20 protein-coding genes are annotated in these 25,238 nt (G+C 69.1%); 11 read left to right on the forward strand and 9 right to left on the reverse strand.

Translation table 11 applies throughout. The annotated features are described in order from the left end of the window. The first annotated feature begins 546 nt into the window (after positions 1-546). Both ACIPYQ_RS37180 and ACIPYQ_RS37185 read left to right on the forward strand, forming a co-directional pair. Positions 547-1,983, forward strand: a complete 1,437-nt coding sequence (locus tag ACIPYQ_RS37180) for a hypothetical protein (protein WP_401258646.1) — start codon at positions 547-549, stop codon at positions 1,981-1,983. A gap of 8 nt (positions 1,984-1,991) precedes the next feature. Then, positions 1,992-2,699, forward strand: coding sequence for a hypothetical protein (locus tag ACIPYQ_RS37185; protein WP_401258648.1), 708 nt, complete (start codon positions 1,992-1,994; stop codon positions 2,697-2,699). A 6-nt stretch (positions 2,700-2,705) separates the two neighbouring features. On the opposite strand, the gene ACIPYQ_RS37190 is transcribed toward ACIPYQ_RS37185, so the two are convergent. From ACIPYQ_RS37190 to ACIPYQ_RS37210, 5 genes are all read right to left on the reverse strand, one after another. Continuing rightward, positions 2,706-2,936 (reverse strand): hypothetical protein, encoded by a 231-nt coding sequence (locus ACIPYQ_RS37190; protein WP_401258649.1) that lies wholly within the window; start codon positions 2,934-2,936, stop codon positions 2,706-2,708. A 921-nt stretch (positions 2,937-3,857) separates the two neighbouring features. Next, positions 3,858-4,868 (reverse strand): TauD/TfdA family dioxygenase, encoded by a 1,011-nt coding sequence (locus ACIPYQ_RS37195; RefSeq protein WP_401258651.1) that lies wholly within the window; start codon positions 4,866-4,868, stop codon positions 3,858-3,860. A gap of 49 nt (positions 4,869-4,917) precedes the next feature. Beyond that, positions 4,918-5,946, reverse strand: a complete 1,029-nt coding sequence (locus ACIPYQ_RS37200; RefSeq protein WP_401258652.1) for a hypothetical protein — start codon at positions 5,944-5,946, stop codon at positions 4,918-4,920. 360 nt (positions 5,947-6,306) lie between these two features. After that, the gene (locus ACIPYQ_RS37205) at positions 6,307-6,489 is read right to left on the reverse strand and encodes a hypothetical protein (protein ID WP_401258654.1); all 183 of its coding nucleotides are present in this window, start codon (positions 6,487-6,489) and stop codon (positions 6,307-6,309) included. A 78-nt stretch (positions 6,490-6,567) separates the two neighbouring features. Next, positions 6,568-7,188: a TetR family transcriptional regulator gene (locus tag ACIPYQ_RS37210; RefSeq protein ID WP_401258655.1), complete on the reverse strand. Its 621-nt coding sequence runs from the start codon at positions 7,186-7,188 to the stop codon at positions 6,568-6,570. Between the two features lie 236 nt (positions 7,189-7,424). On the opposite strand from ACIPYQ_RS37210, the gene ACIPYQ_RS37215 reads away from it, so the two are divergent. Next, complete coding sequence (locus ACIPYQ_RS37215) at positions 7,425-7,889, forward strand: hypothetical protein (protein WP_401258657.1); 465 nt, start codon at positions 7,425-7,427, stop codon at positions 7,887-7,889. Between the two features lie 63 nt (positions 7,890-7,952). Here the strand turns inward: ACIPYQ_RS37215 and ACIPYQ_RS37220 are convergent, their stop codons facing one another. Further along, positions 7,953-9,359, reverse strand: a complete 1,407-nt coding sequence (locus ACIPYQ_RS37220; protein WP_401258659.1) for a serine hydrolase domain-containing protein — start codon at positions 9,357-9,359, stop codon at positions 7,953-7,955. A gap of 134 nt (positions 9,360-9,493) precedes the next feature. Continuing rightward, positions 9,494-10,138: an L-threonylcarbamoyladenylate synthase gene (locus tag ACIPYQ_RS37225; RefSeq protein WP_401258660.1), complete on the reverse strand. Its 645-nt coding sequence runs from the start codon at positions 10,136-10,138 to the stop codon at positions 9,494-9,496. 169 nt (positions 10,139-10,307) lie between these two features. On the opposite strand from ACIPYQ_RS37225, the gene ACIPYQ_RS37230 reads away from it, so the two are divergent. Next, on the forward strand, positions 10,308-10,967 hold the full coding sequence (locus ACIPYQ_RS37230; protein WP_401258662.1) for a hypothetical protein: 660 nt from the start codon (positions 10,308-10,310) through the stop codon (positions 10,965-10,967). A gap of 28 nt (positions 10,968-10,995) precedes the next feature. On the opposite strand, the gene ACIPYQ_RS37235 is transcribed toward ACIPYQ_RS37230, so the two are convergent. Together ACIPYQ_RS37235 and ACIPYQ_RS37240 are read right to left on the reverse strand one after the other, a co-directional pair. Continuing rightward, a complete protein-coding gene (locus ACIPYQ_RS37235) occupies positions 10,996-11,646 on the reverse strand; it encodes a fasciclin domain-containing protein (RefSeq protein ID WP_401258664.1) in 651 nt (216 codons plus the stop codon). An 84-nt stretch (positions 11,647-11,730) separates the two neighbouring features. Further along, positions 11,731-13,353 (reverse strand): molybdopterin-dependent oxidoreductase, encoded by a 1,623-nt coding sequence (locus ACIPYQ_RS37240; RefSeq protein ID WP_401258665.1) that lies wholly within the window; start codon positions 13,351-13,353, stop codon positions 11,731-11,733. Positions 13,354-13,658: 305 nt separating this feature from the next. Here ACIPYQ_RS37240 and sigK point away from each other — a divergent pair, with 305 nt between their 5' ends. The 7 genes from sigK to ACIPYQ_RS37275 all read left to right on the forward strand — a co-directional run bounded on the left by sigK (position 13,659) and on the right by ACIPYQ_RS37275 (position 25,228). Continuing rightward, positions 13,659-14,246 (forward strand): ECF RNA polymerase sigma factor SigK, encoded by a 588-nt coding sequence (gene sigK / locus ACIPYQ_RS37245; protein ID WP_401258666.1) that lies wholly within the window; start codon positions 13,659-13,661, stop codon positions 14,244-14,246. Further along, a complete protein-coding gene (locus tag ACIPYQ_RS37250) occupies positions 14,243-14,992 on the forward strand; it encodes an anti-sigma factor (RefSeq protein ID WP_401258668.1) in 750 nt (249 codons plus the stop codon). The genes sigK and ACIPYQ_RS37250 overlap by 4 nt, the downstream gene beginning before the upstream one ends. Before the next feature lie 127 nt (positions 14,993-15,119). Next, positions 15,120-17,201, forward strand: coding sequence for a PQQ-binding-like beta-propeller repeat protein (locus ACIPYQ_RS37255; RefSeq protein WP_401258669.1), 2,082 nt, complete (start codon positions 15,120-15,122; stop codon positions 17,199-17,201). Between the two features lie 178 nt (positions 17,202-17,379). After that, positions 17,380-19,215 (forward strand): glycoside hydrolase family 15 protein, encoded by a 1,836-nt coding sequence (locus ACIPYQ_RS37260; protein WP_401258670.1) that lies wholly within the window; start codon positions 17,380-17,382, stop codon positions 19,213-19,215. Positions 19,216-19,505: 290 nt separating this feature from the next. Next, positions 19,506-20,657, forward strand: coding sequence for an ATP-binding protein (locus tag ACIPYQ_RS37265; RefSeq protein WP_401258672.1), 1,152 nt, complete (start codon positions 19,506-19,508; stop codon positions 20,655-20,657). A 137-nt stretch (positions 20,658-20,794) separates the two neighbouring features. Beyond that, entirely contained in the window at positions 20,795-21,970 is a 1,176-nt protein-coding gene (locus tag ACIPYQ_RS37270) for an FHA domain-containing protein (protein ID WP_401258674.1), read from the forward strand. 171 nt (positions 21,971-22,141) lie between these two features. Then, positions 22,142-25,228 (forward strand): protein kinase, encoded by a 3,087-nt coding sequence (locus ACIPYQ_RS37275; protein WP_401258675.1) that lies wholly within the window; start codon positions 22,142-22,144, stop codon positions 25,226-25,228. Positions 25,229-25,238: the final 10 nt, after the last annotated feature.

Consider the following 25,238-nt stretch of genomic DNA (forward strand, 5'->3'; position numbering starts at 1 on the left):
CACCCATCGTGATGCGGCCAAGAGTTCGGGTTCGACACGGTACTTAGCGGCTGCAGCTATGAGTTCCGCAGAGTATTCGCCGCTTACCGAAGAGCAACTGTCGGATTCTGACGCAGGCTCGGCGGGAGCGGGCCGTCCAGCATCTTCGCCGCTCGGCGCCCTTGCCTCCTTAGGTCGAGAGGTGGGGCCAAGCCTGGGTTTCCCCTCGGAGAAGTGACGTGGATTAACCACGAATATCACCACCACAATAGCGTCTGAAGACGGCGTGGTTGATTCTGCCTTGTTGCCACTGAATGGTGCCTCTCGATTTTCTCTCCCCTCCTTCATTGTGCAACCTCTACCGTCATTGTAACGCTCTGTAATCAAAGGTGCAATAGGGGCACCGTAAGGTGGCTGATCAGGTGAACTTCATGCTCTGGATGGGTCAATGTAGGTAGGTCCGCCCTTGAGATTCCGCATGAGGAAAGAAAAGCTGAAGTCTGTACCCATCCACCCGCGCGCTGGAGTGGTCAGATGTGCAAGGACTGTCATAGTTGTACGGCTGAAGTGAATAAGTTCGACAAAGATAAAGCGGCATCCATCGCGGCTCTCTTGCTCAAAGATCAAAAGTGGCGCATGCGTGCAGTAGAGCGAATCGATCTCACAAGTGCGAATTGGTGCGAGCGTCGGCGGTCCGTGCACGCGAAGGAGCTTGAATCGGTCCTCCTCCCCTCAGGGTTGGTGTCGGGGCGCAATAGCATGCGGCTATATCTTCCTATTGGGAGCTTCCATAAGGGGCCGCTGCTTGACTTTAACGTGAGGGTCGCAGAGGAACCGGCGTTTCTACTTCCCCGTGCGAAACACTCGCGGATTCATGTGAAATATCTTCGCCTGCTCGCTGCTGACGCGGCGGTTGAAATGGATGCCGGCATCGAGCCGCTTCTGGTGGCAATCTTCGGATTTGCGTCGAACCCTTGGGAGGTATTTCTGCAATCGGAGGTACGCCCCTCGCAAGGGGTGATCAACAGTCTCCTCTGCAAGTACCTCGAAAGGTATGGTCTGCCTGGGTGGAACGCGGGCCCGATTAACATCACGGCCGTCGAGTCATGGCGTTCTTCCGTTGAGATGACCAAAGGTTTGGTAAGGGATCGCGCACCGGAGAATATGCTGAGTGCGGCCGAAAATCCAATCCTCGCACTGCCGCATATGTCTGTGACGGTTCCGGACGCTGCCTCGGTTCTTGCGTTGCTCGCAGACCTAAATATCTTCCTTGCTGCAGTATTGGGTCAGGTTGCGAGCAAAGATGACACTAAGAGGAAGGCGGCAAGTAGGCTTCTCGATTTCTATGCATCGAGCGGCAGTCACTGGAGTGCAATCGTAGACTGCACAGTCTCACTCTCCACTCCGTTCATGATCAAAACTTCAGAGCGGCGAGGGCTGAACCTCGATTCGAGCTTCCCGATGAAGCAGCGTTCATCCAAACAGTTGGTGGCGTTTAATGATGCTCGCTCTAACCATGTCAGTGTTCGTGTTATTGACATGAATGTAGAACTTGCATCGCCAACAGTGCTCGACGAAAATAGCGAGCCAATCGATCTGACCCCAGACTTCAAACGAGCGACACCTGAGCTGCTGTCTTTCTATGACGCGAACCCTGATCGTCCAAACCGAATCTGGCTGCACCTGCCACTGAAGTCTAGCCTGCCGGCGCGAGTAAGCCGTCTCGTGGTCCTCACGCTCACAGCAACAGCCTTGATTGCCTTCTGCTTTTTCGTGTTCAACTGGCTCGAGATTGGTGGAACTCAAGCACTAACGGGTGCGGACATTGCGGTCATCCTCGTGCCGTCTGCCATTGCTGCGTCCTTGCTTATCGTGCGAGAGGTGTCGACCCTCAGTACTGAAATCAACAAAGGATGGACTCTCGCAACGGGAGGATTGCTCCTACTCCTTTGGTTGGCTACTTTGATTGCCTACGGGCTCAACGGGATTGACTGGGGAGAGTGACGGGTTCCATGTCGCAGACTACGGATGAAAAAAACGAGAAGATCGATCGAAATCTCTCAGGAGTAGCGACAACCCTAGCTGGCGTCTTCGTTGCTATCGCTGGTGTCAGCACGGCATTTGGTTTCTCGCAGAGTTCTCTCTTGACGGCGGTAAACAACGATACGCTGCGCTTTCTTGGGGTAGCCGCGTTGGCGCTGCTCGCCATCGGCATGAGTATCTGGTCGCTCTTTCAAGGAGCTGATCCAACCGGCAACCGCAGGCAAAGTTTGATGCTGGGTGTTGGGGTTTTCTTCTATCTCGGTGCTCTATTGCTCGCTATCACAGGAGTCGCAGAGTATGCCACGGGGAATGGTCGACCCAACGTGCGCAGTCTGTCAGTTGTTCCGGGCTCGCCGTATAAAGTCAGCTTCGAAGTACACGCGGACGGAGTGCAGGGCAGCACGATGGTTATCGTGGAAGCTGAAGCGTTTGAGGGTGAACGACCAACGGATGAAGGTGTGCTCTACCGGACGATCCTTCACGCTGACGATGGTGGCGACATCGACCAAAAGGTGGAATTTGTGATGGAGAAAGGTAAGGCCACCCGCCTGACTGTCCGCGCATTCCCCGATCATGAAAACAAGGATGGAGCAACGTGCGAATCAAGTAGCAGTCCCCACAAGCTAGGATGCGCAACGGTAATCCTGCCTGCCTCTACTGCGGCAAAGCATTCTTAGTCGAAACTAGGCTGTCTCGCAAAGCATGAAGACAGCGAGCTGGCCCACTGCTGCCTCGGTTCTTTCCGCCGCTGCCATGGATCGTGCCAGTTCGGCTACGCGATCTTTGAGTGTGGCATTGCCGCCGTAGCTAATCAGCGCGGACCTAGCTGCCTCTGCAAGTTTTTCCTTGTCTAGGGCCTCAGCGCCGTCCTTGAGTGCGCAGCCGCGCGCCGCAACCATTCGGGCATCATCCATGTTCAATCCGGACAATGAGTCGGCAGCGATAGACCCAATGCTCCGATTCACCTGTGTGGTGAAAGTGTCAGTCTGTGTTGGAATGACTATCTCGCCAGTGGGGGTGGTCAAGACTCTTGTGCCGTCCGGTCGGATGTCAAGATCATCAACCACTCTTCCCAAGCTTCGCCCCGCGTCATCTATCAGTGAGGGAGAACATTGAGGGGCCAAAAGAGCCGCAGCAGCAACGATCAAGGCTGGCGCTATCATGCGACGGCCCTTGGTGGGTGATGTCATGGGAACCAACTCCCAACCTCATCCCCTGTTTCCAGCTTGGCACGGCAGGCACCACGACACATCTCAGCGCTCCCCCCCCCAAGAGTGGCCAGCACGGGAGAAGTGCCGTACTGGCACGGTTACCCAGTCAGCGACCGTGTCCCCGAGGCGGGATCCACACAGAAGACACTCGTCAGCTGCGGTGGTGATGGACAGTAAGCTCTCTCGCAGCCCGCACCAGCATGGAGTATGCGGGATAGACCCTGGTGCCCCCCGCGGGACGCAGCACGACCGGGGGGCCGCTCCTGCCCCCGGGTGGTATGCGTGATCATCCGGGGCATGCTGGAGAGGGTGGTTTTGCCGCGGCCGGCGGCGAGCTCGCCGGTGACGAATGCCGCGATGTGACCGTGTCCGAGCTCGGCCGGCTTGAGGGTGCCGAAGGCGGGCGCGAGGTCGTTTTTTACGTAGTCCCGGTAACGCGCCATGGTGGTCGGCTTGAGCACGAGTGCCTTGGCGGGGTCAGGACATCGACTGCAAAGGTCCACGTCCCGTGGTGGCTGTCGGTGAGCAGGTGGGGCAGTGCGCTCCGAGCTGGTGATGCAGCGTGTCCCGGCAGCCGGGCGGCCGCAGGGTCGTTCTCCTCGGCGACGGCGACGATGTGGCTGGTCAGCGGGCGAGTACGTGGCTGTCGTGGGGGCGGTGGTCGCGGGAGCGGCGCAGGTCGGTGGTGACGTACGTGCGTTGCAGCCAGCGGTCCGCTCCGTCGTATCGAGGGTGGAAGGCGGTACGGCCGTGGACGGTGACGCGGTTGTCGATGACGACCAGGTCGCCGGGTGTCAGGCGCAGGGTGCGGGCGGTCGCCTCGCAGGCGCGGCCGAATTCGGTCAGCGCCGCTGCGGCCCGAGGGGTGAGAGGGGCGGTGACGAGTTGAGCCATACGTATGTCGGGATCCTCGGCTGCTCCCGACAGCACTGGTCGGGGCCTGGCATCGGGCTCACTCGTGGCAGTGTCGGGGCCGAAGGAGGGTGGTGGTGTGGTGATGAACTCCGGTGCGAACAGGGTCTGGCGGCTGGCTGGGGTGAGGAGCGGCAGGGCTTGGCGGATGCCGGCGATGCGCATGCCGGCGCGGCGGTCGTGGTCGGCACGCAGGCACAGGAAGATCACATAGTCGGGTGGGTGGGGGTGGAAGCCGTTCTCGGTGTGGAAGGACAGCGGCACCGATCCGGCGTTGCCGTGGAAGGTCTCCTGCCCGGGCACGGGCACGACGTCCTGTACGAGGGCGCCGGATTTCTCCGCCCGGTAGGCGAGGGGCTCTCCGAGCCCGCAGGCCACCATGGTGAGCACCGCGGCCGAGACGGTGGCCTGGCGCTGGACCGAGCCGGGTACGGACGGTGTCGCGGGCAGGACCGCCTGATCGACGGGCAGACCGCCGATCACCAAGGTGCCGTGCTGGCCGGAATGCCTTCGAAACCGGCGCACCTCTAGGCGCAGCCGTAGCGGAAGCTCCTCCCAGGCGTCCCGGGCCTTGGCCACCCACTCGGGGCTGTCGACCTGGTCGTGCCCGCGGGTGCACAGCGTGCGTGCCAGTTGCGCGCACGCGCCGGCATCGGCCGGGTCAAGTGCCCAGTCGGCTGCGACGGCAGAGCTCGGGGTGGTGCCGGGCGTCGTCTCGGGCATCAGGGTCCTACCCTTCTTGATTCTCCTGCCGGAGGTGTGGGCGGCGGACTCACGAGTGGCGCAGGCCGGCCACGGCGTCGGCGATGTAGTGGTCCCCGAAGCGGATCAGCGAGGCGTACTGGGCTGCGCGGCGATGGCGCATGAGCCGTAGTTCGGCGACGGCGTTGTCGGGGCCTTCGGGCTTCTGAGCGATGGAACGACGCAGATGCACCATCGAGTACGCGAGGGTGACGTGCCGTTCACCGTCCACGATGTCGGCTTCCAGGAGCGCGCCCCGTGCCTCGGCCAGCTCCGGGGCGCGAGCTGCCAACTGCTCGTAGGAGTCGGGAACCACGGACAGCAGGTCTTTCATCGCCGCCCGGAACAGCTTGTATCCGCGATGTTGGCGCCCGCTCAACGGGATGTCCACCGACGGGGGCGCCATGGTGTGGCGTATCGCCGCCATGTAGTAGTCGGCCGGGATCGTACTGGCGTGGGTCATGGCCGCCGGGAAGCCCCGTACGTATGCCGTCGCATCTGCCAGCCGCAGCAGAGCGGTGTCGTCGTCGCCGTCCCGCAGATGGCGGGTTGCGTCGGCCACGGCGACCGCGGCGCAGATGTTGAACAGGACATGGACGTGGTGACCGATGAGCCACCGGGCACTCCACACACTCTCCAACGACGCCCCCGCGCCGGGCTCGGGGACGGCCACCGGCGGTGCGTCGTCACGGTCGGCGTCCGGCGCTGCGCCGGTGAGGTCGAGCACCGCCTGCCGCATCCCGGCCACTTCCAAGGTCAGGTCGGCGCCCGACAGGGGAGCGTCACAGAGGTCTTCCAGACCGCGGTGGATGACCAGGGCGCCGTGCAGGGCGGCCTGTTGATCTGACAGCTCCCCCTCGCGGACCCGGAAGTAGGACTGACTGGTCGACTCCGCCGGCAGTTCCTCACCGGCCGAGGCCGGAGCCAGCGCCGACAGTGCGGCCACCCATTCACCGGCAGTCGCGGTGGCCTGCCGTAGTGCGAGGGTCCGCTCGACAGGTCTGGCATGGGCCGCCACCCCGGCCAGCACGCACGCGGTCCGTTTCGCCTCGGCATCCACCCGTGGACCCAGCACTGGTACGGGCCGACCGCCCCGGGGCTCACGGAAAACAGCGACAGCAGGATGACCGGCAACCGGCGATAAGCCCATGGTTGAAGTACTTCGCCAAGAACACTCCACACGAAACCCTGATCCGCAAGATGATTTCGGTGCGGCGGTCGGGAGGGAGGGCCAGGTGGCGCCCAGGCTTTCGTTCGTTCTGTGAGCCGGCGTGTCACCCATCGTCACAGGCGCTGCACCGACCCCCACGCCCGACTTCTGCTCCTGCTCCCGGCGTTCGGCAATGACGCCGTACCGGATGACGCCGTACCGGATGACGCCGTACCGGATAACGCCGTCGAGCGCCGGCAGCAACTAGCGCTAGAACGTCCGGCCGGCGGGGCCGGAGGAAACGGACGACACCTCGCTGATCAAACCGTTGGTGATCCTCAGGGTGTCGGTCCCGCTCCTGGCGATGATGTGGGCGTCTTCGTCCGTGACGGACGCGAGATAGGGGCGGGCGACCAGGCCGGTCGGTGTGCCATCGACAAGTTCGAGGTCCACGACTGCCGCGCCCTCGGCCACGAAGCGAAGCCCGCGGCGCTCTCGGTGCCAGGCCGCGATGACGGTGAAGCGGTCGGGTCAGCCCCGGCTCCGGCTGTCGTCGCTGGGGCTCGGGGGGAGGGGGTCGGTGAGGTAGCGCTGGATGGTGGGGGCGATGAGGTCGGTGACGGAAGCGGCGGGGAGGGTGGCGATGGTGCCGATCTGCCAGATGTAGCGGTTCATGACCATGCCGACGATCTGGGTGGAGATGAGGCCGGCCCGCAGGTTGCGTTCGGTGTCGGGCAGGCTGTGGGAGACGACGGCCAGTACGAGTTCGGAGAACAGCTGCCGCAGGCGTTCCAGGGCGGCGGGTTCCTGGGCGGCGGTGAGGATGATCGAGCGCAGGACATCGGCGGAGACGGGGTCCTCCCACAGGTTCAGGGCGGCCTGCACGAAGGCGTGCCCCCGGCGTTCCAGGGGCTGTTCGGCGGCGGCGGCCACGGCTGCGCCGAATGCCTCGGGGGGTTGCATCACCTCTTCCAGCAGCCCGGTCTTGGTGCGGAAGTAGTAGGTCACCAGGCCGGGGTCGACGCCGGCCTCCTGGGCGACCGACCGGAGTGAGGTCGCGGCGTAGCCGCGCGTGGCGAAGGATCTGCGGGCGGCGGCGACGATCTTGTCCGCCTGCTCTCCGCGTTCACCCCGAGGGCCTCGGCCGGTCACTCCGCATCACCTTCCGTAACGGTTGCAGGAGGGGGCTTCCCCTCGGCGAGAGTTTCAGCATACGTTGAAATTAGTTTCCACATGTGAGGAAATTATGAAGGTGTCCGTCTGGGGCGAGATCCGCTCCGCCCACGACCCATGGGCCCCGCACAACAGCTCACAGGTGCCGTTCCAGCCCCTCGCCGTGTCCGCGTGCGTGAGCACCACTTCGACCCCGGACAAGGAGTCCCACCCCCGTGAACCGCACGCCCGACGTCGTCACCCTCGCTTCCCTCGACACTCACCGCCTGATCGTCACCCTCCCGAACCAGGGCCCCGCCGACGTACGCTCGAACCTCCCGCGCGCCACCGCCGCCACCCTGCTGCGGCGCCTCGCCGACGAGCTCGACGCCGAGCAGCTCCTCCCCGCCCTGCCCGGGAAAGCGTTCGCCACCCTCGCCCAGCAGCTCACCCGCCGCCACCGCCCCGCCGAGGCCGCCCGGCACACCGCCGACGCCCTCGCCCACCACACCCGCGAGCTCGCCGACATGCTCGCCGCCGCCCTCGACCGAGGCGTCCCCATCGAAGCCCCGTCGGTCGGCCGGCACCTGGTCTCGATGCTGCGCAGCCACGCCGTCCATCTCGACAGCCCGCCCCGGACCGCCATCGACAATGTGGTCCACCTCGCCGCCGCCCGCCTCACCCGCCGCACGCAGCGATGAGCAGCAGCACCACCCGCGAGTCGTTACGAGTCGGGACGAGGCGGGACGTCGTGAGCGTGTCCGTCACGCGGAGGCGGCGGGGACCAGGTTGAACATCCGGCCGCCGAGGTCGATGCCGACGACGGCGCCGCTCGTGTCCCGGGAGAAGAAGCCGCGCTGTCCCTGCAGTCCACCGGCGGTGACGATGAACTCGTCGCCGTCGCCGGGCAGCAGGCCCATGGCGGCCGGCTCGTAGTCCGCGGGCATCTCGAAGTCGGCCGCCTCGCGGATCTCCGGCTTGATCGTGGCCGCGATGGTCAGCCCCGCCCCGTCGACGGCGACGGTGAGCGTCATGGCGTCGTTGTCGTAGGCCCCGACGACCTCCCGGGCCCTGGCCTCGTCGTACGGCAGCGGCTCCGGGTCCTTGTCCACGAAGCCGAGGTAGTGCTCCAGGGCCCAGCGGACGGCACTCCGGTTGAAGGCGATGCCGTCCGGGCCGGCGTTGGCCATGGCGACGACGGCGAAGTTCCGCTCGGGCACGATGAGCAGCTCGACGAACTGACCGTTGGCCGAACCGCCGTGCTCGATCGTCCGCACACCGTCCACCTCGCGCAGGAACCAGCAGATGCCGAAGCCGTCGCCGAGATTGCTGCCGCGCAGCTCGACCGTCTGCTCCCGCATCCCGTGCAGCAGTTCGGCCGGCAGGAGCTGCTCGCCGTTCGGCGCGAGACCGTCGCCGAGCTGGAACCGTGCCCAGCGGAGGATGTCCGCTGCCGAGGACGCGAGCCCCCCGCCGGGGTTGTTCCCCCGGGTGAGCCGCCACTCCTTCGCGACAGTCAGGTTGCCGTCCTCGTCGGCGTTGTGGCCCACGGCGAACCGCCGGGTCATGACATCGGCGGTCCCGAAGAAGCTGTTCGACAGTCCCAGCGGTTCGAACACGAGCGAGGAGACGGCCTGCTCGTACGTCAGACCGGTGACGTTCTCCAGGACGCGCCCGAGCAGGTTGTACCCGGCCTGGCTGTACGAGGCCCGGGCGCCGGGCTCGCCGATGAGCTGCAGCCCGGCCATCTCCGCCACGAAGGCGGCCAGGGCGTCGTCACCGTCACCGGTGTTGACGATGACGTTCCAGGAGAGGCCCGAGGTGTGGTTGAGCAGGTTCAGGACGGTGATCCCGGCTGCGGTCTTCTCATCCGCGAGGACGAGCTCGGGAACGTAGCGGCGCACCGGCGCGTCCAGTTCGACGCGGCCCTCGGCGACCAGCCGCATCAGCGCCACCGCCGTGATGGTCTTCGTCGCGGAACCCACCTGGAAGAGCGTGTCCTTGTCGACGGGCAACGGGTTGTCGAGGCTGGTCACCCCGTGACTCGCGAAGGTCTCACGGCCGTCCGCCCACACACCGACGGTGACGCCGGGGACACCGGACTTCGTGGCGGCCTGCTCGACGAACTCGGCGAGCTCGGCCTGGGACTTCTGGGTGCTGTCGGCGTTCATGGGGGCCTCCTGATCGGATGTCGTCGTTCTCGATGACCCCGACGATGCCCCCGGCCGCTGACAGGCCGCTGACCGCCTGCTGACAGCGGTCCGTCAGCGGGCGGGGCAGGGTGTTGATGCCACCTGGCGAGCGGTCACCGCTCCAGCAGGTCGGGTACGACGCCGCGCAACGTGTCGGCACTGATCGCCCCGGCACGCTTGAGAACCGGCACCGGGCCGGTGAGATCCACGATCGAGGAGGCGACGGCGGCGTCGGTCGGCCCGCCGTCGAGGTAGACGGCGACCGAGTCGCCCAGCATGCCCTGCGCGGCGTCGCAGTCCTGCGGGGACGGCCGGCCGGTCAGGTTGGCGCTGGAGACCGCCATGGGCCCGGTCTCGGCCAGCAGTTCGAGCGCCACCGGATGGGACGGCATCCGGACCGCGACCGTGCCGTGGGTCTCCCCGAGATCCCAGTTCAGCGACGGCAGATGGCGGGCGACCAGGGTCAGCCCGCCCGGCCAGAACGCCTCCACCAGGGCCCACCCCTGCTTGGGGAACTCGGCGACCAGGTCGTTCAGGACGTCCGGGGAGGCGACCAGGACCGGTGAGGGCATCGCACGGTCCCGGCCCTTGGCTCCCAGCAGCCGGTCCACCGCGTCCGGGTTGAACGCGTCCGCACCGATGCCGTAGACCGTGTCCGTCGGGAGTACCACGAGCTCCCCCCGGCGCACCGCCAGGGCGGCGTCACGCAGTCCGTCGCTCCGCCCCGAAGCCGTGGAGCAGTCGTACCGAAGAGCCATTTCCTACCTCCATCGCGCCGGGCGCTCGGGCCCGCACCTGCCGACGTACCCCGGCAGGGTACTGGCACCTACCGTGCGCGCACTTGCTCCCGACCGGCGACTGTACGAAGAAGGGCGACGCGCCGCGTGCCGCGCGTGCTCCGCCTCGAACACGGCCCAGAATCGCCTCATGACCGATGCGGATCCTGACCGGCCGCAGCCGCGGCGGGAGCGGCGAGGCCGTTTCGAAGCCGTGCACCTGTGGGCCAGTACGGCCGCCGGCGTGGTCGCCTTGGGGATCTCGCTTTACAACTTCAGTGTCCTGCAACGGCAGCCGGACATCGACGTTGCGCTGCCGCATCTGGTGCGGATCGAGCCGAGGGCGCCGGGCGGGAACGTCCACCTCTTCCTCCAGCCGACGATCTCCAGCCGCGTCCGCACCGAGGACGTCGAGATCGTCACGGACGCAGAGCTGAGGCTGAGCCCGGCCGGCTCCGCGGGGAAGGCCCCGCAGTTCTACTGGGACGAGTCCGGGGCCTGGGCCTATGAACACGCCTCCAACCGGCTCAGCTACCAGCGCACGTCCGACCCTTCGCCCCTGGTGATCAGCCAGGGCAGTCCGCAGCAGCCGACCATCCTGTTCAACTCGCACGCCTGGACCATCAGGCCCGGCCGGTACGACGGCGTGCTGGTGCTCCACCGCGCCAGCAGCCCCGACGCCGTAGAGAAGCGGTTCTGCGTGACGCTCTCCGCCGAGGCGGTGAACACCTTCACCGCCTCCGCCGAGCGTACGTTCTTCGAGCTGCGCAACGACGTGCCGGCCACGCCGGGCCCCTGCTACACGTTCTGATCACCGGGAGGGACAAGGCGGTGCGGATCTACTTCGGCATGAGGACGGTGTCGATGATGTAGACGTGCGCGTTGGCGGTCCTCACGTTGCCGCACACCACGGCGGCGGTGTTGTTGACCTGGTAGGACTCGCCGGAGCCCTTGGTGGTGACCATGCCCTTCTGCAGGGTCTCGAAGGCGCCGTTCTCGAGCTGCTTCGGCGTCAGCTGCTCGCCTACGACGTGGTAGGTGAGGATCTTGGTCAGCATCGCCTTGTCGGCCAGGACCTTGTCGAGGTCGGCCTTCGGGATCTTCGCGAAGGCGTCGTTGGTCGGGGCGAAGACGGTGAGGTCCTCGGCGTTGTTCAGGGTGTCCACGAGGCCGGCCTTCTTGACGGCGGTGACCAGGGTGGACAGGGCGGGGTTGTTGGACGCGGCAGTGGCGACCGGGTCCTTGGCCATCCCGTCGAAGGAGCCCGCCCCGTCCGCGGGTACCCCGGCACAGGCCGGGCCGAAGGGCCGGTCCGCCGTCATCGCGTCCGTGCCGGGGGTGCTCCCGTCCGTCCCGGCCGGGTCGCCGGCCGCCGCGCCGGGGGCGGCCTTGGTGTCGCTGGAGCCATCGGAGCAGGCGGCCAGGGAGAAGGGCAGCAGGACGGCTGCGGCCACGGCGATACCGGCACGGCGGATCTGAATGCTATTCATGATCATTTTCTCCTTGGAGGGGTGGTTCGGTTCGCGGGGTGGTGCGTGCCGGACCGTGCGTCGGGTGAGGCCGGTCCGGGGGTCTCAGGGGACGGTGACGAAGACGCTGTGCCGGCCGCTCGCCCCGTCGGGGATGGTCCGGGCGCGCTGGTCGGTCTGCACCGCTCCCGTGCCGTCGGTGGCGCGGACGGTGAGCGTGTGCCCGCCGGGGGTGGCCTGCCAGCGGTGGGACCACTGGCGCCAGGTGTCGACGGTGTCCTGGGCGGCGAGGTCGGCGTCCTGCCAGGGCCCTTCGTCCACGCGGACCTCCACGCGGGTGATGCCGCGGTGCTGGGCCCAGGCGACTCCGGCGATCACGACCGTGCCGGCGGCGGGGCGGGCGAACGGCCTGGGGGTGTCGATGCGGGACTGGGTCTTGACCGGAGCCCGGCGGGCCCACTTGCGTCGGACCCAGTACGGGTCGTAGGCGTCGAACGTGGTGAGCTCGATGTCGGTGATCCACTTGCATGCGGAGACGTACCCGTACAGGCCCGGGACGAGCATGCGGACGGGGAATCCGTGGTCGAAGGGGAGGGGCTCGCCGTTCATCGCGACCGCGAGCATCGCGTCCCGTCCGTCCATGACCTCCTCGACGGGGGACCCGAGCGTCATGCCGTCCACGGAGCGGGCGACCAGCTGGTCGGCCCCGCCGCCCTTCGACGGCGGCTCGACACCGCATTCGGCGAGCAGGCCGGCCAGCGGAACACCGAGCCAACGGGCGTTTCCTACGTACGGGCCGCCCACCTCGTTGGAGACGCACGCGAGGGTGATGTCCCGTTCGATCAGCGGGCGCGCCAGGAGCTGGTCGAGGGTGTAACTGCGGGGGCGGGTGACGCCCTTGCCGCGAATGCGCAGCCGCCAGGTGACCGCATCGACCTTCGGGACGACCAGGGCGGTGTCGACCCGGTAGAAGTCCCGGTTGGACGTCGTGAAGGCGCTGATCCCGGCAACCTTCAGCTGCGCTCCGGACGCGACCGCGGGAGCCGGCGAGGCGGCGGCGGGCAGGACGAGATTCCGGCGGGAGGCGACGGCGCCCTGGCCCCGCTGCCCGGACAGGGAGCGACCCAGCGCGCCTGCGCCGGCCGCGGCCGCGGCCGTCACGGTCGCCGTGGTGAGGAACCCCCGCCGACTCCAGCCGCCCCCGGTGCCCTCATCACCCGACGGGGAGCCGGCGGGGGTGGCCTTGCCCGCCAGAACGTACAGAACGGCAGCGCCGGCAAGGGCCCCGGCCAGTGAGGGAAGCACGTCACCGGCCCCCTCGGAGTCGGGCCTGCTCAGGGCCGCGGCCGCGCCGACGACCCCGAACACCAGCACCCCGGCCGCCCCCGCGCGCCGATGGCGCAGGGCCAGAACACCCAGGACGGCCGCGAACAGGGCCAACAGGAGCAGGATGCCGAGCTGCAGGACGATCTTGTCGTTCTCGCCGAACGTGCGGATCGCGAAGTCCTTCACCGCAGCCGGGGTCCGGTCGATGACAGCGCCGCCGACCACCGTCACCGGTCCGGCGGCCGGCCGCACCAGGCCCGCGACCAGCTCGGCCACGGCCAGCGCGGTGAACCCGGCCAGAAGCCCGGCCAGAAGCCCGGCCAGAAGCCCGGCCAGAGGCCCGGCCGATGCACCACGTGCGGTGCGGACGAGGGTGTTGCGGAAGCTGCTCACACCCGGCATTCGGCTCCGCCCATCCGGCGGATTGGTGAGCCACCCGAACGAGTGACAGCCTCCGTTCCGAACGGGTGCGGTTCCCTCGATCGAGGGGAGCCGTACCTGCTTCGGTGACGGCAATCTCCTCCCATCCGCACGCGCTTCCGCTACGAAGTACTGGGCAGACACCCACACGGCTCCGCGGCCGGACCGCCCGACGGTGGCGGTTCGGCCCGCCCTAGGACAAGGACCGCCATGCGATGGACACCCCGCCCCCGGGCGGCCGGTTCCGGCCGCCCCTTCGCCTGGTCGCCACAGCCGGAGTTCACCCGGTGAACCAGCCCCTCCCGCTCGGTTCCGCAGGTCACACCAGCCGTGCCGACCTCGCCGAGGTCATGCAGAGGGTCGCCCACGGCGACAAGGAGGCCTTCTCGGCCCTCTACGACGCCCTCGCGCCCATGGTCTTCGGGATCGTGATCAGAGTCGTCCGCAACCGGGCCCAGTCGGAGGAGGTCGCGCAGGAGGTCATGATCGACCTGTGGCGGCAGGCCGCCCGCTACCGCCCGGACTCCGGCAGTGTGGGTACGTGGGCGGCGACCATCGCGCACCGCAGGGCCGTCGACCGGGTCCGCTCGGCGCAGGCCGCCGCCGACCGCGAGCACGCCCAGGCGGCCCGCGAGCACCGGACGGCGTTCGACGAGGTCGCCGAGCAGGTCGAGACCCGTCTGGAGAGCGAGCAGGTCCGGCGCTGTCTGCGCGGCCTGACCGAGCTCCAGCGCCAGGCCGTGACCCTGGCCTACTACCGGGGCCTGACCTACCGTGAAGTCGCCCAAACGCTTCGCACGCCGCTTCCGACCATCAAGACACGCATGCGCGACGGGCTGATCCGGCTTCGCGACTGCATGGGGGTGACCGCGTGAAACACCACGCATCCGATGTCCACGTCCTGGCCGCCGCGTACGCGCTGAACGCCCTCGACGCCGACGAGCGCGAGGAGTTCGCCGCGCACCTCGCCGGGTGTGAGGCATGCCGGCAGGACGCAGCCGACTTCGAGGCCACCGCCGCGCGCCTGGCGGCTGCCACGGCCGAGGTCCCGCCCACCCTGATGAAACAGCGGACGATGGCGACGGTCGACGGCATCCGCCAGCTCCCGCCCCGCGTCCCCACCGCCTCACCGGTCTCCTTCCGCGGCATGCTGCGCCGCAGGGCAGTCCCTCTCGCCTTGGCCGCGAGCCTGGCCGCCGCCGCGTCGTTCGCAGGCCTGGCCGCCTGGCAGAACCAGGAGAACCGGCGGCTCGAACAGCAGGCCAGGCAGACCGAGCAGCGCCTCGACACCGTCAGCGCCGTCCTCGCCGCCCCGGACGCCCGCACCGTTCACGGGCGGGCCGCCAACGGAGCCTTCACCACCGTCGTCGCCTCCGACCGGCGGAACAAGGCCGTCTTCAGCGCCACCGGCCTGCCCGCCCCGGCCACGGACCGGACGTACCAGCTGTGGCTCGACCACGACGGAACCATGCGCCCGGCCGGATTCATCCGCCGGGACGGCACCGTTCTGATCGACGGAGACCCCGCCGGCGCCGGCGCCGTCGGCCTCACTCTCGAACCCGCCGGCGGATCCCCGCAGCCCACCACCGCCCCCCTGCTCCTGATGACCCTCCCCGCCTGATCCACTTCCGGCGTGGTCGCGCCAGGCTGGTAGACAGGAGAACGGCCCTCCGGGAGGGGCGATTTGGTGTCTAATCGTCGCCACAAGGCCCCGCAGCCGGGGTCCTCGGCTGGGGGTGGCAGCGGCGTTGGAAGGGCTGGAGACGGGGGACCCGGGGCACGTGGGCCGGTACCGGATCGTCGCGCGCCTGGGGGCGGGCGGGATGGGCCGGGTGTACCTGGGGCGCTCGGCGAGCGGACGCGCCGTGGCGGTCAAGGTGGTGCGTCCGGAACTGGCGGAGGACCCGGGGTTCCGGCGACGGTTCGCCCGGGAGGTCGAGGCGGCGCGCCGGGTCAACGGGTTCTTCACCGCGACGCTCGTGGATGCCGACCCTGACGGATCGCCACCCTGGCTGGCCACCGCGTACGTACCCGGGATGTCGCTGGAGGAGGCGGTGCGCGTCCACGGGGCATGGCCGCACCGCTCCGTGCTGGCCCTCGGCGCGGGTCTGGCCGAGGCGTTGGAGGCCATTCACGGCGCCGGCGTGATCCACCGGGATCTCAAGCCGTCGAACGTGCTGCTGGCCGCGGACGGGCCGCGCGTGATCGATTTCGGGATTTCGCTCGCGGCCGAGGCAAGTGCTCTCACCCAGACCGGCACGGTGGTGGGGACCCCTGGGTTCATGTCGCCCGAGCAGGTGACCGGCAAGCCGGTCGGCCCGCCCAGTGACGTGTTCGCTCTGGGCGCGGTCCTCGCCTTCGCCGCCACCGGATCCGGCCCCTTCGGGACCGGCTCCGCACACGCGGTGAACTTCCGTGCCGTGTACGAAAGCCCGGACCTGGAGCAGCTCCCGCCCGGTCTGCGCGCCGCTGTGGGCAGCTGCCTGGCCAAGAATCCCGGTCACCGGCCCGCTGTCGCGGCTCTGCTGGAGCAGCTGGCCGAGGCCGCAGGCGTCGGAGGCGATGCCGATGTGACCGCGGTCCTCGCGGACATGGTCTGGTTGCCCGCCCCGGTCGCCACCACGGTCCGTCTCCGCAGTGCACAACCCCAGTCGCCCACCCCGCTGTTGGCACCGCTGCCGCCCCCGACCGGCCCTACGCCGTCCATGACCGCCGAGGGTCCACGCCCCGAGCCGCCGATCGAGGTACGTCCGCACCAGCCGTGGATCTCCCGTCGACGCGCACTGACGGCACTCGTCGGGGCCACGGCTGCGGCAGGCCTGGGCTTGACGGGCTGGCGAATCTACGACTTCCTCGGCCTGCCGGAGCCCGAGCAGCGCTGGAAGGTCAAGCTCCCCGAGAGCGGCACGCCTTCAGCGCCCGCGGTGGCCGACGGCGTCGTCTACGTCAGTTCGAACGACACCCTCTATGCGCTCGACGCGGCCACTGGCAACCAGAACTGGAAGAAGAGCACGGAGACCGGTTCCCGGGGTGGAGACCCTGCTGTGGCCGATGGCAACCTCTACCTTTGCTTCGATGACTATCTGCACGCAATCGACGCCGTCACCGGTGAAGAGAAGTGGAAATTCGCCACCGCGGAAGATCAGTGGGCGGTTCCTGCGGCGGCGGGCGGTGTCGTGTTCGTCAGCGGAAAAGACCAGAGCGTGTACGCGCTTGATGCCGCGACCGGTGCAGAGAAGTGGAAGTCCAGGCACGCCGCCGCGAAAGAAACGGAACGAGCATCCCTGGCCGTGGCGGGCGGAGTCGTGTACGCCGGCATCTCGGACGGCTACCTGGCGGCGCTCGATGCCTCCACCGGTGAGGAGAAGTGGAGATTCCGCACCGGAGAGCCAGGTCGTATGTATCCGGCGTTCGCAGAGGATGTCGTGTATGTCGGATCGTCCTACGGAAACATGTGGGCACTGGATGCGGCCACCGGTGGCGAAAAATGGAAACTTGCCAGCAATAACGGTGTCGAGGCGCTGGCGGTGGTAAGTGGTGTCGTATACGCCGGGCCCTACGATCTATATGCGATGGATGCGGCTACCGGTAAAGAGAAATGGAAATGGGCTCCCGATGAGGGATTTGTGGATTCGCCGCTCTCGGTGACCGGCGATGTCGTTTGCTTCAGCACCTCGGAGGGCCGCTTCCATGCGCTCGATACCGCCACAGGGAAAGGTCGCTGGAGATTCGAGGCCGCGGTGAAAGACCGGAGCCCGAGTTTCGCGGCGTATGACGGAGTCGTCTACATTTCCGACACGGACGGCACCGTATATTCCGTAACCGCCTGAGAGGCCTTGATCGGTGCGGCTGACCTGGCCACCTGCTCGATCTTCGCGCAGGAGGCTGCACGAGCTTCCTCGTCGATCTGCTTCACGGTCCGCAACGACCCCCGCGTCGGGCAGCGGTCTAGCATGAAGAGCGAGGCTTCATCTCCAGGCCCGGGCCCACAGCGGCAGGGAGGCCGGTATGGCGTTCGACACGACTGGTTTCGAGCAGGCGGACGGCGGCCGATACGTCCCGATCTCCGAGCATGGCCTGATCGGCGATCTCCGTACGACCGCCCTCGTCGGCACGAACGGCACCATCGACTGGTACTGCTGCCCGCGCTTCGATGCGCCCAGCGTCTTCGGGTCCATCCTCGACGCCGACCGGGGCGGGTCGTTCGAGCTCGCCGCCGAGGTCCCGACCCGGACCCGGCAGTTCTACTTCCCCGACACGAACGTGCTGATCACGCGGTTCTTCGCCGCGGACGGAGTGGCGGAGATCCAGGACTTCATGCCCGTGGTCGACGACTCGCGCGAGGCGGCCCGGCACCGGCTGATCCGACGGGTGATCTGCGTCCGCGGAACCCTCCCGTTCAGGGCGCGCATCGCCCCCCGCTTCGGCTACGGCACCGAAGCGCACACCACGCACCTCGACGGCCACACGGCGGTGTTCCGCTCCCCGTCACTGACGCTCGCGCTGACCGCCACCGCACCCCTGGAAACCGACGGCCTGGACGTGTGGTCGCACTTCAAGCTCCTCGAGGGCGAGTCCAACGTGTTCGCCCTCGACCAGATCGGAGAAGGGGCCCCGCCCCGGTCGTGCCCGCGCGCCGAGGCGCAGGAGCAGGCCGACGCCACCGTCCGGTTCTGGCGCCACTGGCTGGCCGGTTCGCGCTACCACGGGCGCTGGCGGGAGATGGTGAACCGCTCCGCGCTGGTGCTGAAGCTGCTCACCTACGCGCCGACCGGCGCGATCGTCGCCGCACCCACCACCAGCCTGCCCGAGCAGATCGGCGGCGAACGCAACTGGGACTACCGCTACGTCTGGGTCCGCGACGCCGCCTTCTGCGTCTACGCGATGCTGCGCCTGGGGTTCACCTCGGAGGCCGAGGCGTTCATGGGGTTCATCTCCGAGCGGGGCATCCTGCGGGGCACGGGGGAGGGCGGCCCGTTGCAGATCATGTACGGCATCGACGGGCGCACCGACCTGCCCGAATACGAGCTTCCGCACCTGGAGGGCTACCTCGGCTCCGCACCGGTGCGGGTGGGCAACGCCGCCACCGGCCAGCTCCAACTGGACATCTACGGTGCGCTGATCGACTCGATCTACCTCTACGACAAGTGGGGGCAGCCGATCAGCAGTGACCGCTGGGACGAGGTCGGTGCCGTGGTGGACTGGCTCTGCGAGCACTGGGACCAGCCCGACGAGGGGGTGTGGGAGACCAGGGCGGGCCGGCGGAACTTCGTGTACTCGCGGCTGATGTGCTGGGTGGGGCTGGAGCGCGCGATGCGCATGGCGAACCGCCGCGGTCTGCCGGCGGACCTGCCCCGCTGGCGGGAGTCCCGGGACGCGATCTACCGGCAGATCATGCGGCGCGGCTGGTCGGCCGAGCGAGGGGCGTTCGTCCAGGGACTGGACGACCACGTGCTGGACGCCTCGCTGCTGATGATGCCGATGGCCAAGTTCATCTCGCCCACCGACCCCAAGTGGCTCTCCACCCTCGACGCGCTCACCACGGACCTGGTCTCCGACTCGCTGGTGTACCGCTACGACCCGACCGCCAGCCCGGACGGCCTGCACGGCCCCGAGGGGACCTTCTCGATCTGCTCCTTCTGGTACGTGGAGGCGCTGGCCCGGGCGGGCCGGCTGGAGGAGGCCAGGCTCGCCTTCGAGAAGATGCTCACCTACGGAAACCACCTCGGCCTGTTCGCGGAGGAGATCGGCCCGACCGGCGAACAACTGGGCAACTTCCCCCAGGCGTTCACCCATCTCTCGCTCATCAGCGCCGCCTTCAACCTCGACCGCGCACTGGGCTGAGCACTGGGCTGACGCAGTGTCACCGGCGGGACCCGATCGGCCGCGTCGCGGAGCCGGAGCGAAACCGGCGGGGAAAGGCCCTCCGGCTTCGCCGGGAACGCCCCCGCGGGCGCCTTCGGCGGGGTCTTCGCGCCGCTCCGCTCCCAGCGGCGGCCTCCCGGGGCGGGCGCCTCGGCAAAGCCGCGGACGCGGCCGTTCGGGAGCTCGTCACGCACGGTCTGACCTGCGCATTTGTCATCGGATACCTAGGATGGGCACACGTGCTCAGGACGGCCCGGGGAGGGTGTTTCATGACCGAGTACACCGGCGCACACATCCAGGTGCTCGAAGGCCTCGAGGCGGTACGCAGGCGCCCCGGCATGTACGTCGGCTCGATCGGCGAACGCGGCCTGCACCAACTGGTGTACGAGGTCGTCTCGTACGCCGTCGACGAGCACCTGGCCGGCCACGCCGACGCCATCGACGTCACGATCACCGCAGAAGGCGGCATCCGCGTCGCGGACAACGGGCGAGGCATTCCCGTCGAGACGCAGGAGCCCCACGGCAAGTCCGCCGTCGAGCTCGAACTGACGGAACTGTCCTTCGGCTCCAAGTCCCGCACCGGCTACAGGGTTTCCGGCGGCCTCAGCGGCCTGGGCCTGTGCGTGGTCAACGCGCTGTCGAGCCGTCTCACGGTCGAGGTCCACCGCGACGGCCACCGTTGGACCCAGGAGTACGCGAAGGGCGTCCCGGTCACCCCCTTGACGAGGAACGGGGAGACGAGCGAGCACGGCACCACGATCGCGTTCCTGCCCGACGCCGGCATCTTCGAGACCGTCCGGTACTCGTTCGCCACGATGTCGGAGCGCTTCCGGGAACTGGCCTTCCTCAACGGGGGCCTGGCCGTCTCGCTCACCGACCAGCGTCCGGAGCGGCCGGTTCGCCACCACCATCCGGACGGCCTCCGGGCCTTCGTCGCCCGGCTCAACCCCTACCCCACGAGTCTCCTCCACTTCCCCGCCATCGCTTTCGAAGCGGAGAACGAGAGCAGGACGATCTCCGTACAGGTCGCCATGCAGTGGAACACCTGCTCCCCGGGAGAGCTCCACTCCTTCGCGAACAGCACCCGCACCCGCGAAGGCGGCGCCCACGAAGAGGGCTTCCGTACCGCGCTCACCGACCTCGTCAACGAGTACGCGCGCCGGCAGGGGCTGCTGTCCGCGGACGACGAGGACATCACGGCCGGGGCCGTCCACCAGGGCCTGACCGCGGTCGTTGCCGTGAAACTCGCCCATCCCGTCTTCGAGGGCCCCACCGGGACCAGGCTCGGGAATCCCGAAGCGGACGCCTACGTACGGGAGGTCGTCCGCGCCCACCTCACCGACTGGCTGGACCACCACCAGCAGGAAGCCGCCTCCGTCGTCCGCCACATCCTCGGGGCCTCGCCCTCACCCTCACGGTGACCGAGCCCGGAATGCCGTGACCTGCCGAACGAGCCCTGGAGCACGGGAATCGTGCGGACGCGGAGTGCGCGGCGCCGGATGCCGATAGCCTCTCCTCCTGTCACCGTAGGGACCTGCGAGCGGGTGGGAGAGGCGTGGTGAGCGATCTGGCGGCGTTCCGCCGTATGGAACGTCAGTTACGGGGCGAGGCCGCCCAGGCCGACTACCTGATCGACCTCTCGAACGTGATCCGCGAGCGGGAACTCGGCGGCGGCACGCCGAGCTCGCTCGAGCGACTGCGGTTGGTCCTCGCGGCGCTGCGGGAGTGGACCGGGGACGGGGAGGTGACCGTCCACGCGATCGCCGACGAGAACCTGTTGGGCCCTCGCTCCGATGCGGACTTCCCCGACCCCGCCGAGGTCGCGCTGCTGCGCGACTGGCGCGACCGCGGCCTGATCGCCGTGATCGCCAAGGCGGACCCGGACCTGCTCGACCATGCGAAGGTGCTCGGCACCCGGGTCATCAGCCGCGACTACTTCCGCGGGCACCGGGGAGAGCACCCGTGGATCCAGGGCGACCGCGAGCACTTCCTCGAACCGCAGCGCCGTGCCGACGGCTCGGTCCGGATGGTCCTCCGGGACATGCGGGTCTTCGCGGACCGGGTGATCTCCCAGGAGGGCGAGCGCGACGACCTCAAGGCGCGCAACCTGCTGGACTTCCGGGGCCGCCCACGCTCGGAGGTGCTCGAACGCTCCTGGCGCTGCTCGCGAACGCCCTGCAACCCCAGCCCGGCGTTCCGGGCCGGCAAGGTGGTCTGCCGCTCCCACGGGACGCTGCTGACCGACCTCGGACCCCGCCGCCCCCGGCTACAGCTCAAGATCATGGTCGACGGCGTCTGCCAGGCCTGGGAGAACCTCACCGAGGACGACGGCCGGGAGTTCGTCCTCGGGCGCGGCCACCTCGCCCGGATCGACGAGCGCCATCTCCCGGACGACCGCCGGAGCCGGATCAGCCGGCGCCATCTGGTGATCGTCTCACGTCGGGGCACCCTCAGGGTCCTGGACGCCAGTACCGCGCGCAGCCGGATCCGTACCCTGCGTCCCGGGCGTGAGCCCACGCCGTGGCAGCCCCTTCCGCATCTCGACGAGAGCTCCGGAGGTGTGCCGAAGGAGCGCCTGTTCCGGGGGTTCGGTCCCGACGACGAGATCGAGCTCGTCCGCGGCGTCGTCCTCCGGCGCAGCGGCCAGCGGTGGCCCGGGGAACGAGGCGACGGTGTACGGGCGAAGCCGCCCCGGCGGGCGCGCGACAACGACGCGCTGACCAGTACGGACTGAGCTCGGCGCGGGAGCCTCTGGCAGCGCGCGGGCGTTGTACGACCACGGGTGGCGGCGCGGCCGGCACGACGGTACGAGTGTTGGAACGGCCCTGCGGGGCCGGCGGGTGGATCCCGGTGCGCGCTCCCGCGGGGGTGCCGTGACGGCCGGTGGATCCGTGGGGGAGTGACGTTGGAGCCACTGCGTGAGGACGATCCCGAGACGATCGGCCCGTACCGGCTGTTCGCCCTGCTGGGCCGGGGCGGCTGGGGGAACGTGTACTTCGCCCGGACCGAGTTCGGCCGCGGCGTCGCGCTCAAGACGATCAGGCCCGAGCACCTGGCGGGGAACCCGGAGCGCTTCCGCCGCCGGTTCGCCCGCGAGGTCGAGGCGGCCCGCGCGGTCGACAGCGCGTACACCGCCCAGGTGGTGGACGCCGACACGCATGCCGCCGAACCCTGGCTCGCCGCCCGCTACATCCGCGGGGTCGACCTGGCGGATGCGCTCGACCACTGCGGAGCCGCGCTGCCCCAGCGGACGTGGCGGGTCCTGGCGACAGGTCTGGCCGACGCCCTGCGGAGCATCCACGCCGCGGACCTGGTGCACCGTGACCTCAAGCTCGCGAACATCCTGCTGGCCGGAGACGGACCGTACGTCATCGACTTCGGGATCGCCCGGAACCTCTCCCCGGCCGGCGGCGCCACACTGACCGGATCCGGGGCCGCCCCGCGCACCGTCACCTTCTCCTCGCCCGAACAGCTGCGGGACGAACGGGTGGGGCCGGCGAGCGACGTCTTCGCCCTCGGCGTGGTGCTGGCCTACGCGGCGCTGAACCGGCACCCGTTCGGGCCCGGCTCCGCGGCGCAGATCCAGGCGAACATCCTGCTCGGGAACCGCCGGCTGGACGGGTTGCCGTCCGGCGTGGAGAAGACCGTCCACTCCTGCCTTGAACCGAGGCCGCAGAACCGGCCGACGCCGGCGGAGCTCGCCGGACTGCTGCCGCCGAGCGTGTCGCCGAAGGAGCAGGAGTGGCTGCCGCCCGGGCTGCGGAGTGCGCTCGCCGGACTGTCGGACCTCGCGGTGGACCTCGCGGAACCGATGCGCCACCGGCGTCCCGAGCACCAACCACCGGCCCGCACCGGCCCCGGACTCCCTCGTGCCGCCACGCCCACTGCGCCGGCTGCCCGATCGGTCCGCGAGCGCGATGTGCCGCCCGCACCGCCCGGGGCGTCGATCCCGGAGGCGACCACCCTGCCCCCGACCGACGCCGGGCCGAGTGCGCGGCAGGTCTCCCCACCGGCCGCTCCGAAGGCGGCGCCGCCGGTGAATCCACCGGTGGCGCCCGCCCGGAAGGCTGCGGCCGGCAAGGCGTACGCGGGCGAGCCCGGCGCCCGGCACCGGGCCGCCGCCGAGGCCGGGGACTCGGAGGCCATGCGCCAGGTGGCCTCCGCCTGCCGCTCCGTCCGCGACTGGCGGCAGGCGCTGTCCTGGCTCCGGCGAGCGGCCGAGGCCGGCAACCCGACCGGCGCGAGGGAGGCGGCGCAGCTGATCGAGCAGTACTTCCCGGGCGAGCGGGACCAGGCCGTATCCCTCTACCGGAGGGCGGCCGAGGGCGGGGATCTGAACTCGGTGGTCCGGCTGGCCGCCCTGCTGGAGCAGAAGCCCGGCGGGCTGGCGGAGGCCCTCGCGTGGTACGAGGCGGCCGCGGGGCGCAACTACGAGAAGGCCCCCGAGGCGGTGGCCCGCGTCCGCGCCGCGCTGGCCCGTGCCGAGGCGTCCGACGCGAAGGCGGCGAAGGAGGCGAAGGCCGCCAAGGAGGCGAAGGACGCGAAGGCCGCCGAAGCGGAGCTGATGCGCGGGCACGAGGCAGCCGCCCGCGACGGACAGGTGGAGTCGATGCTGGCGCTGGCAAGCGGGCACCTGGGGGCCAAGCGCGAGCAGAAAGCCCTCACCTTGTACCAGAAGGCCGCCGAGGCCGGCCATGTCCACGCCATGGTGATTTCCGCCCAGCTGCTGGCCAGGGATCCCAAGAAGCAGGCCGAGTCCCTCGACTGGTACCGCCGGGCAGCAGCCGCGGGCAACACCGACGCGATGCACTGCGTGGGGCGTTGGCTGAAGCAGCAGGGCAACCTTCCGGACGCGCTGGCCCACTTCCGCGTGGCCGCGGCCAAGGGCCATCAGGCCGCCATGATCGACGCGGCGGAGATCCTGGAGCGGACGGCACGGGAACAGGAAGCGCTGAAGTGGTACCAGCGTGCCGTCGAGCAGGGACACCCCCAGGCCGCCGGCGAAGCGGAACGCCTCCGCGCGGCGCTGGCCGGCACCGGTCCGACCGGTTCCACCGCGCCGAAGCCCACGCCGAAGAAGGCGGCAGCCGAGCCCGCGCCTAAGAAAGCGGCAGTCGAGCCCGCGGCGAAGAAGGTCGCAGCCGAGCCTGCGGCGAAGAAGGTCGCAGCCGAGCCTGCGGCGAAGAAGGATGCGGCCGAGTCCGCCTCGAAGAAGAAGGTCGCGGCCGAGCCCGCGCCCAAGAAGGCGGCAGCTGAGCCCGCGGCGAAGAAGGCCGCTGCCAAGTCCGCGGCGAAGAAGGCCGCGGCCGAGCCCGCCTCGAAGAAGAAGGCCGCCGTACGGACGCCGCCGAGCCCCGCCGCGCCGGCCGAGGGGGCGCAGCCGACCCCCGCCTCCCTGCGGGCCGCCGCCGCGAAGCACGAGCGGAGCGACCGGCTGCCGGATGCCCTGCAGTGCCTCCTCCGCGCCGAACAACTCGGTGACCGGACCACCAAGCGGGACATCGCCCGGCTGCACCTCGTACTGCGCGACCGGAGCAACCGCTCCGTCGACCGCAAACAGCACCTCAGGCAGGCGGTCCAGCGCTACCGCGACCTTGCCGAGGGCGGCGACGTCGAGGCCATGCTCGCCCTGGTGGGACTGGACTCCGGCAACGCCTTCGCATGGCGGCTGCGGGCCGCTCAGGCGGGCAACATCCAGGCCATGCGGCAGGTCGCCCGCACCCAGCTGAAGGTGGGCGACGACGAGCACGTCCAGGCGGCCCTGTCCTGGCTGCTGGAGGCCGCCAAGGCCGGCGACGGCGCGGCCATCCTGGAGGGCGCCCGGGCCCACGAACAGCGCGGCGCATACGGGAATGCCATCGACTGGTACCGCTGGGCCGAGGAGAACGGTGTGCCGGGCGCGGCCAAGGAGGTGGCCCGCGTGACGGCCGAACGCCCGGGGTCCGCCCTCTGGCACCGGTGGTCGGAACGTCTGCGCCGGTTGAAGGGGTGACCGGTGTCTT

This window comes from Streptomyces sp. NPDC090045 (assembly GCF_044747975.1).
GTDB lineage: Bacteria > Actinomycetota > Actinomycetes > Streptomycetales > Streptomycetaceae > Streptomyces.

What these genes read in the sequence shown, in the direction of transcription:
- ACIPYQ_RS37185 (WP_401258648.1), top strand. Translation starts at nt 1,992, where the DNA reads ATGTCGCAGACTACGGATGAAAAAAACGAGAAGATCGATCGAAATCTC.
- ACIPYQ_RS37190 (WP_401258649.1), bottom strand. Translation starts at nt 2,936, where the DNA reads ATGGATGATGCCCGAATGGTTGCGGCGCGCGGCTGCGCACTCAAGGAC.
- ACIPYQ_RS37195 (WP_401258651.1), bottom strand. Translation starts at nt 4,868, where the DNA reads ATGCCCGAGACGACGCCCGGCACCACCCCGAGCTCTGCCGTCGCAGCC.
- ACIPYQ_RS37220 (WP_401258659.1), bottom strand. Translation starts at nt 9,359, where the DNA reads ATGAACGCCGACAGCACCCAGAAGTCCCAGGCCGAGCTCGCCGAGTTC.
- ACIPYQ_RS37225 (WP_401258660.1), bottom strand. Translation starts at nt 10,138, where the DNA reads ATGGCTCTTCGGTACGACTGCTCCACGGCTTCGGGGCGGAGCGACGGA.
- ACIPYQ_RS37230 (WP_401258662.1), top strand. Translation starts at nt 10,308, where the DNA reads ATGACCGATGCGGATCCTGACCGGCCGCAGCCGCGGCGGGAGCGGCGA.
- ACIPYQ_RS37235 (WP_401258664.1), bottom strand. Translation starts at nt 11,646, where the DNA reads ATGAATAGCATTCAGATCCGCCGTGCCGGTATCGCCGTGGCCGCAGCC.
- ACIPYQ_RS37240 (WP_401258665.1), bottom strand. Translation starts at nt 13,353, where the DNA reads ATGCCGGGTGTGAGCAGCTTCCGCAACACCCTCGTCCGCACCGCACGT.
- ACIPYQ_RS37260 (WP_401258670.1), top strand. Translation starts at nt 17,380, where the DNA reads ATGGCGTTCGACACGACTGGTTTCGAGCAGGCGGACGGCGGCCGATAC.
- ACIPYQ_RS37265 (WP_401258672.1), top strand. Translation starts at nt 19,506, where the DNA reads ATGACCGAGTACACCGGCGCACACATCCAGGTGCTCGAAGGCCTCGAG.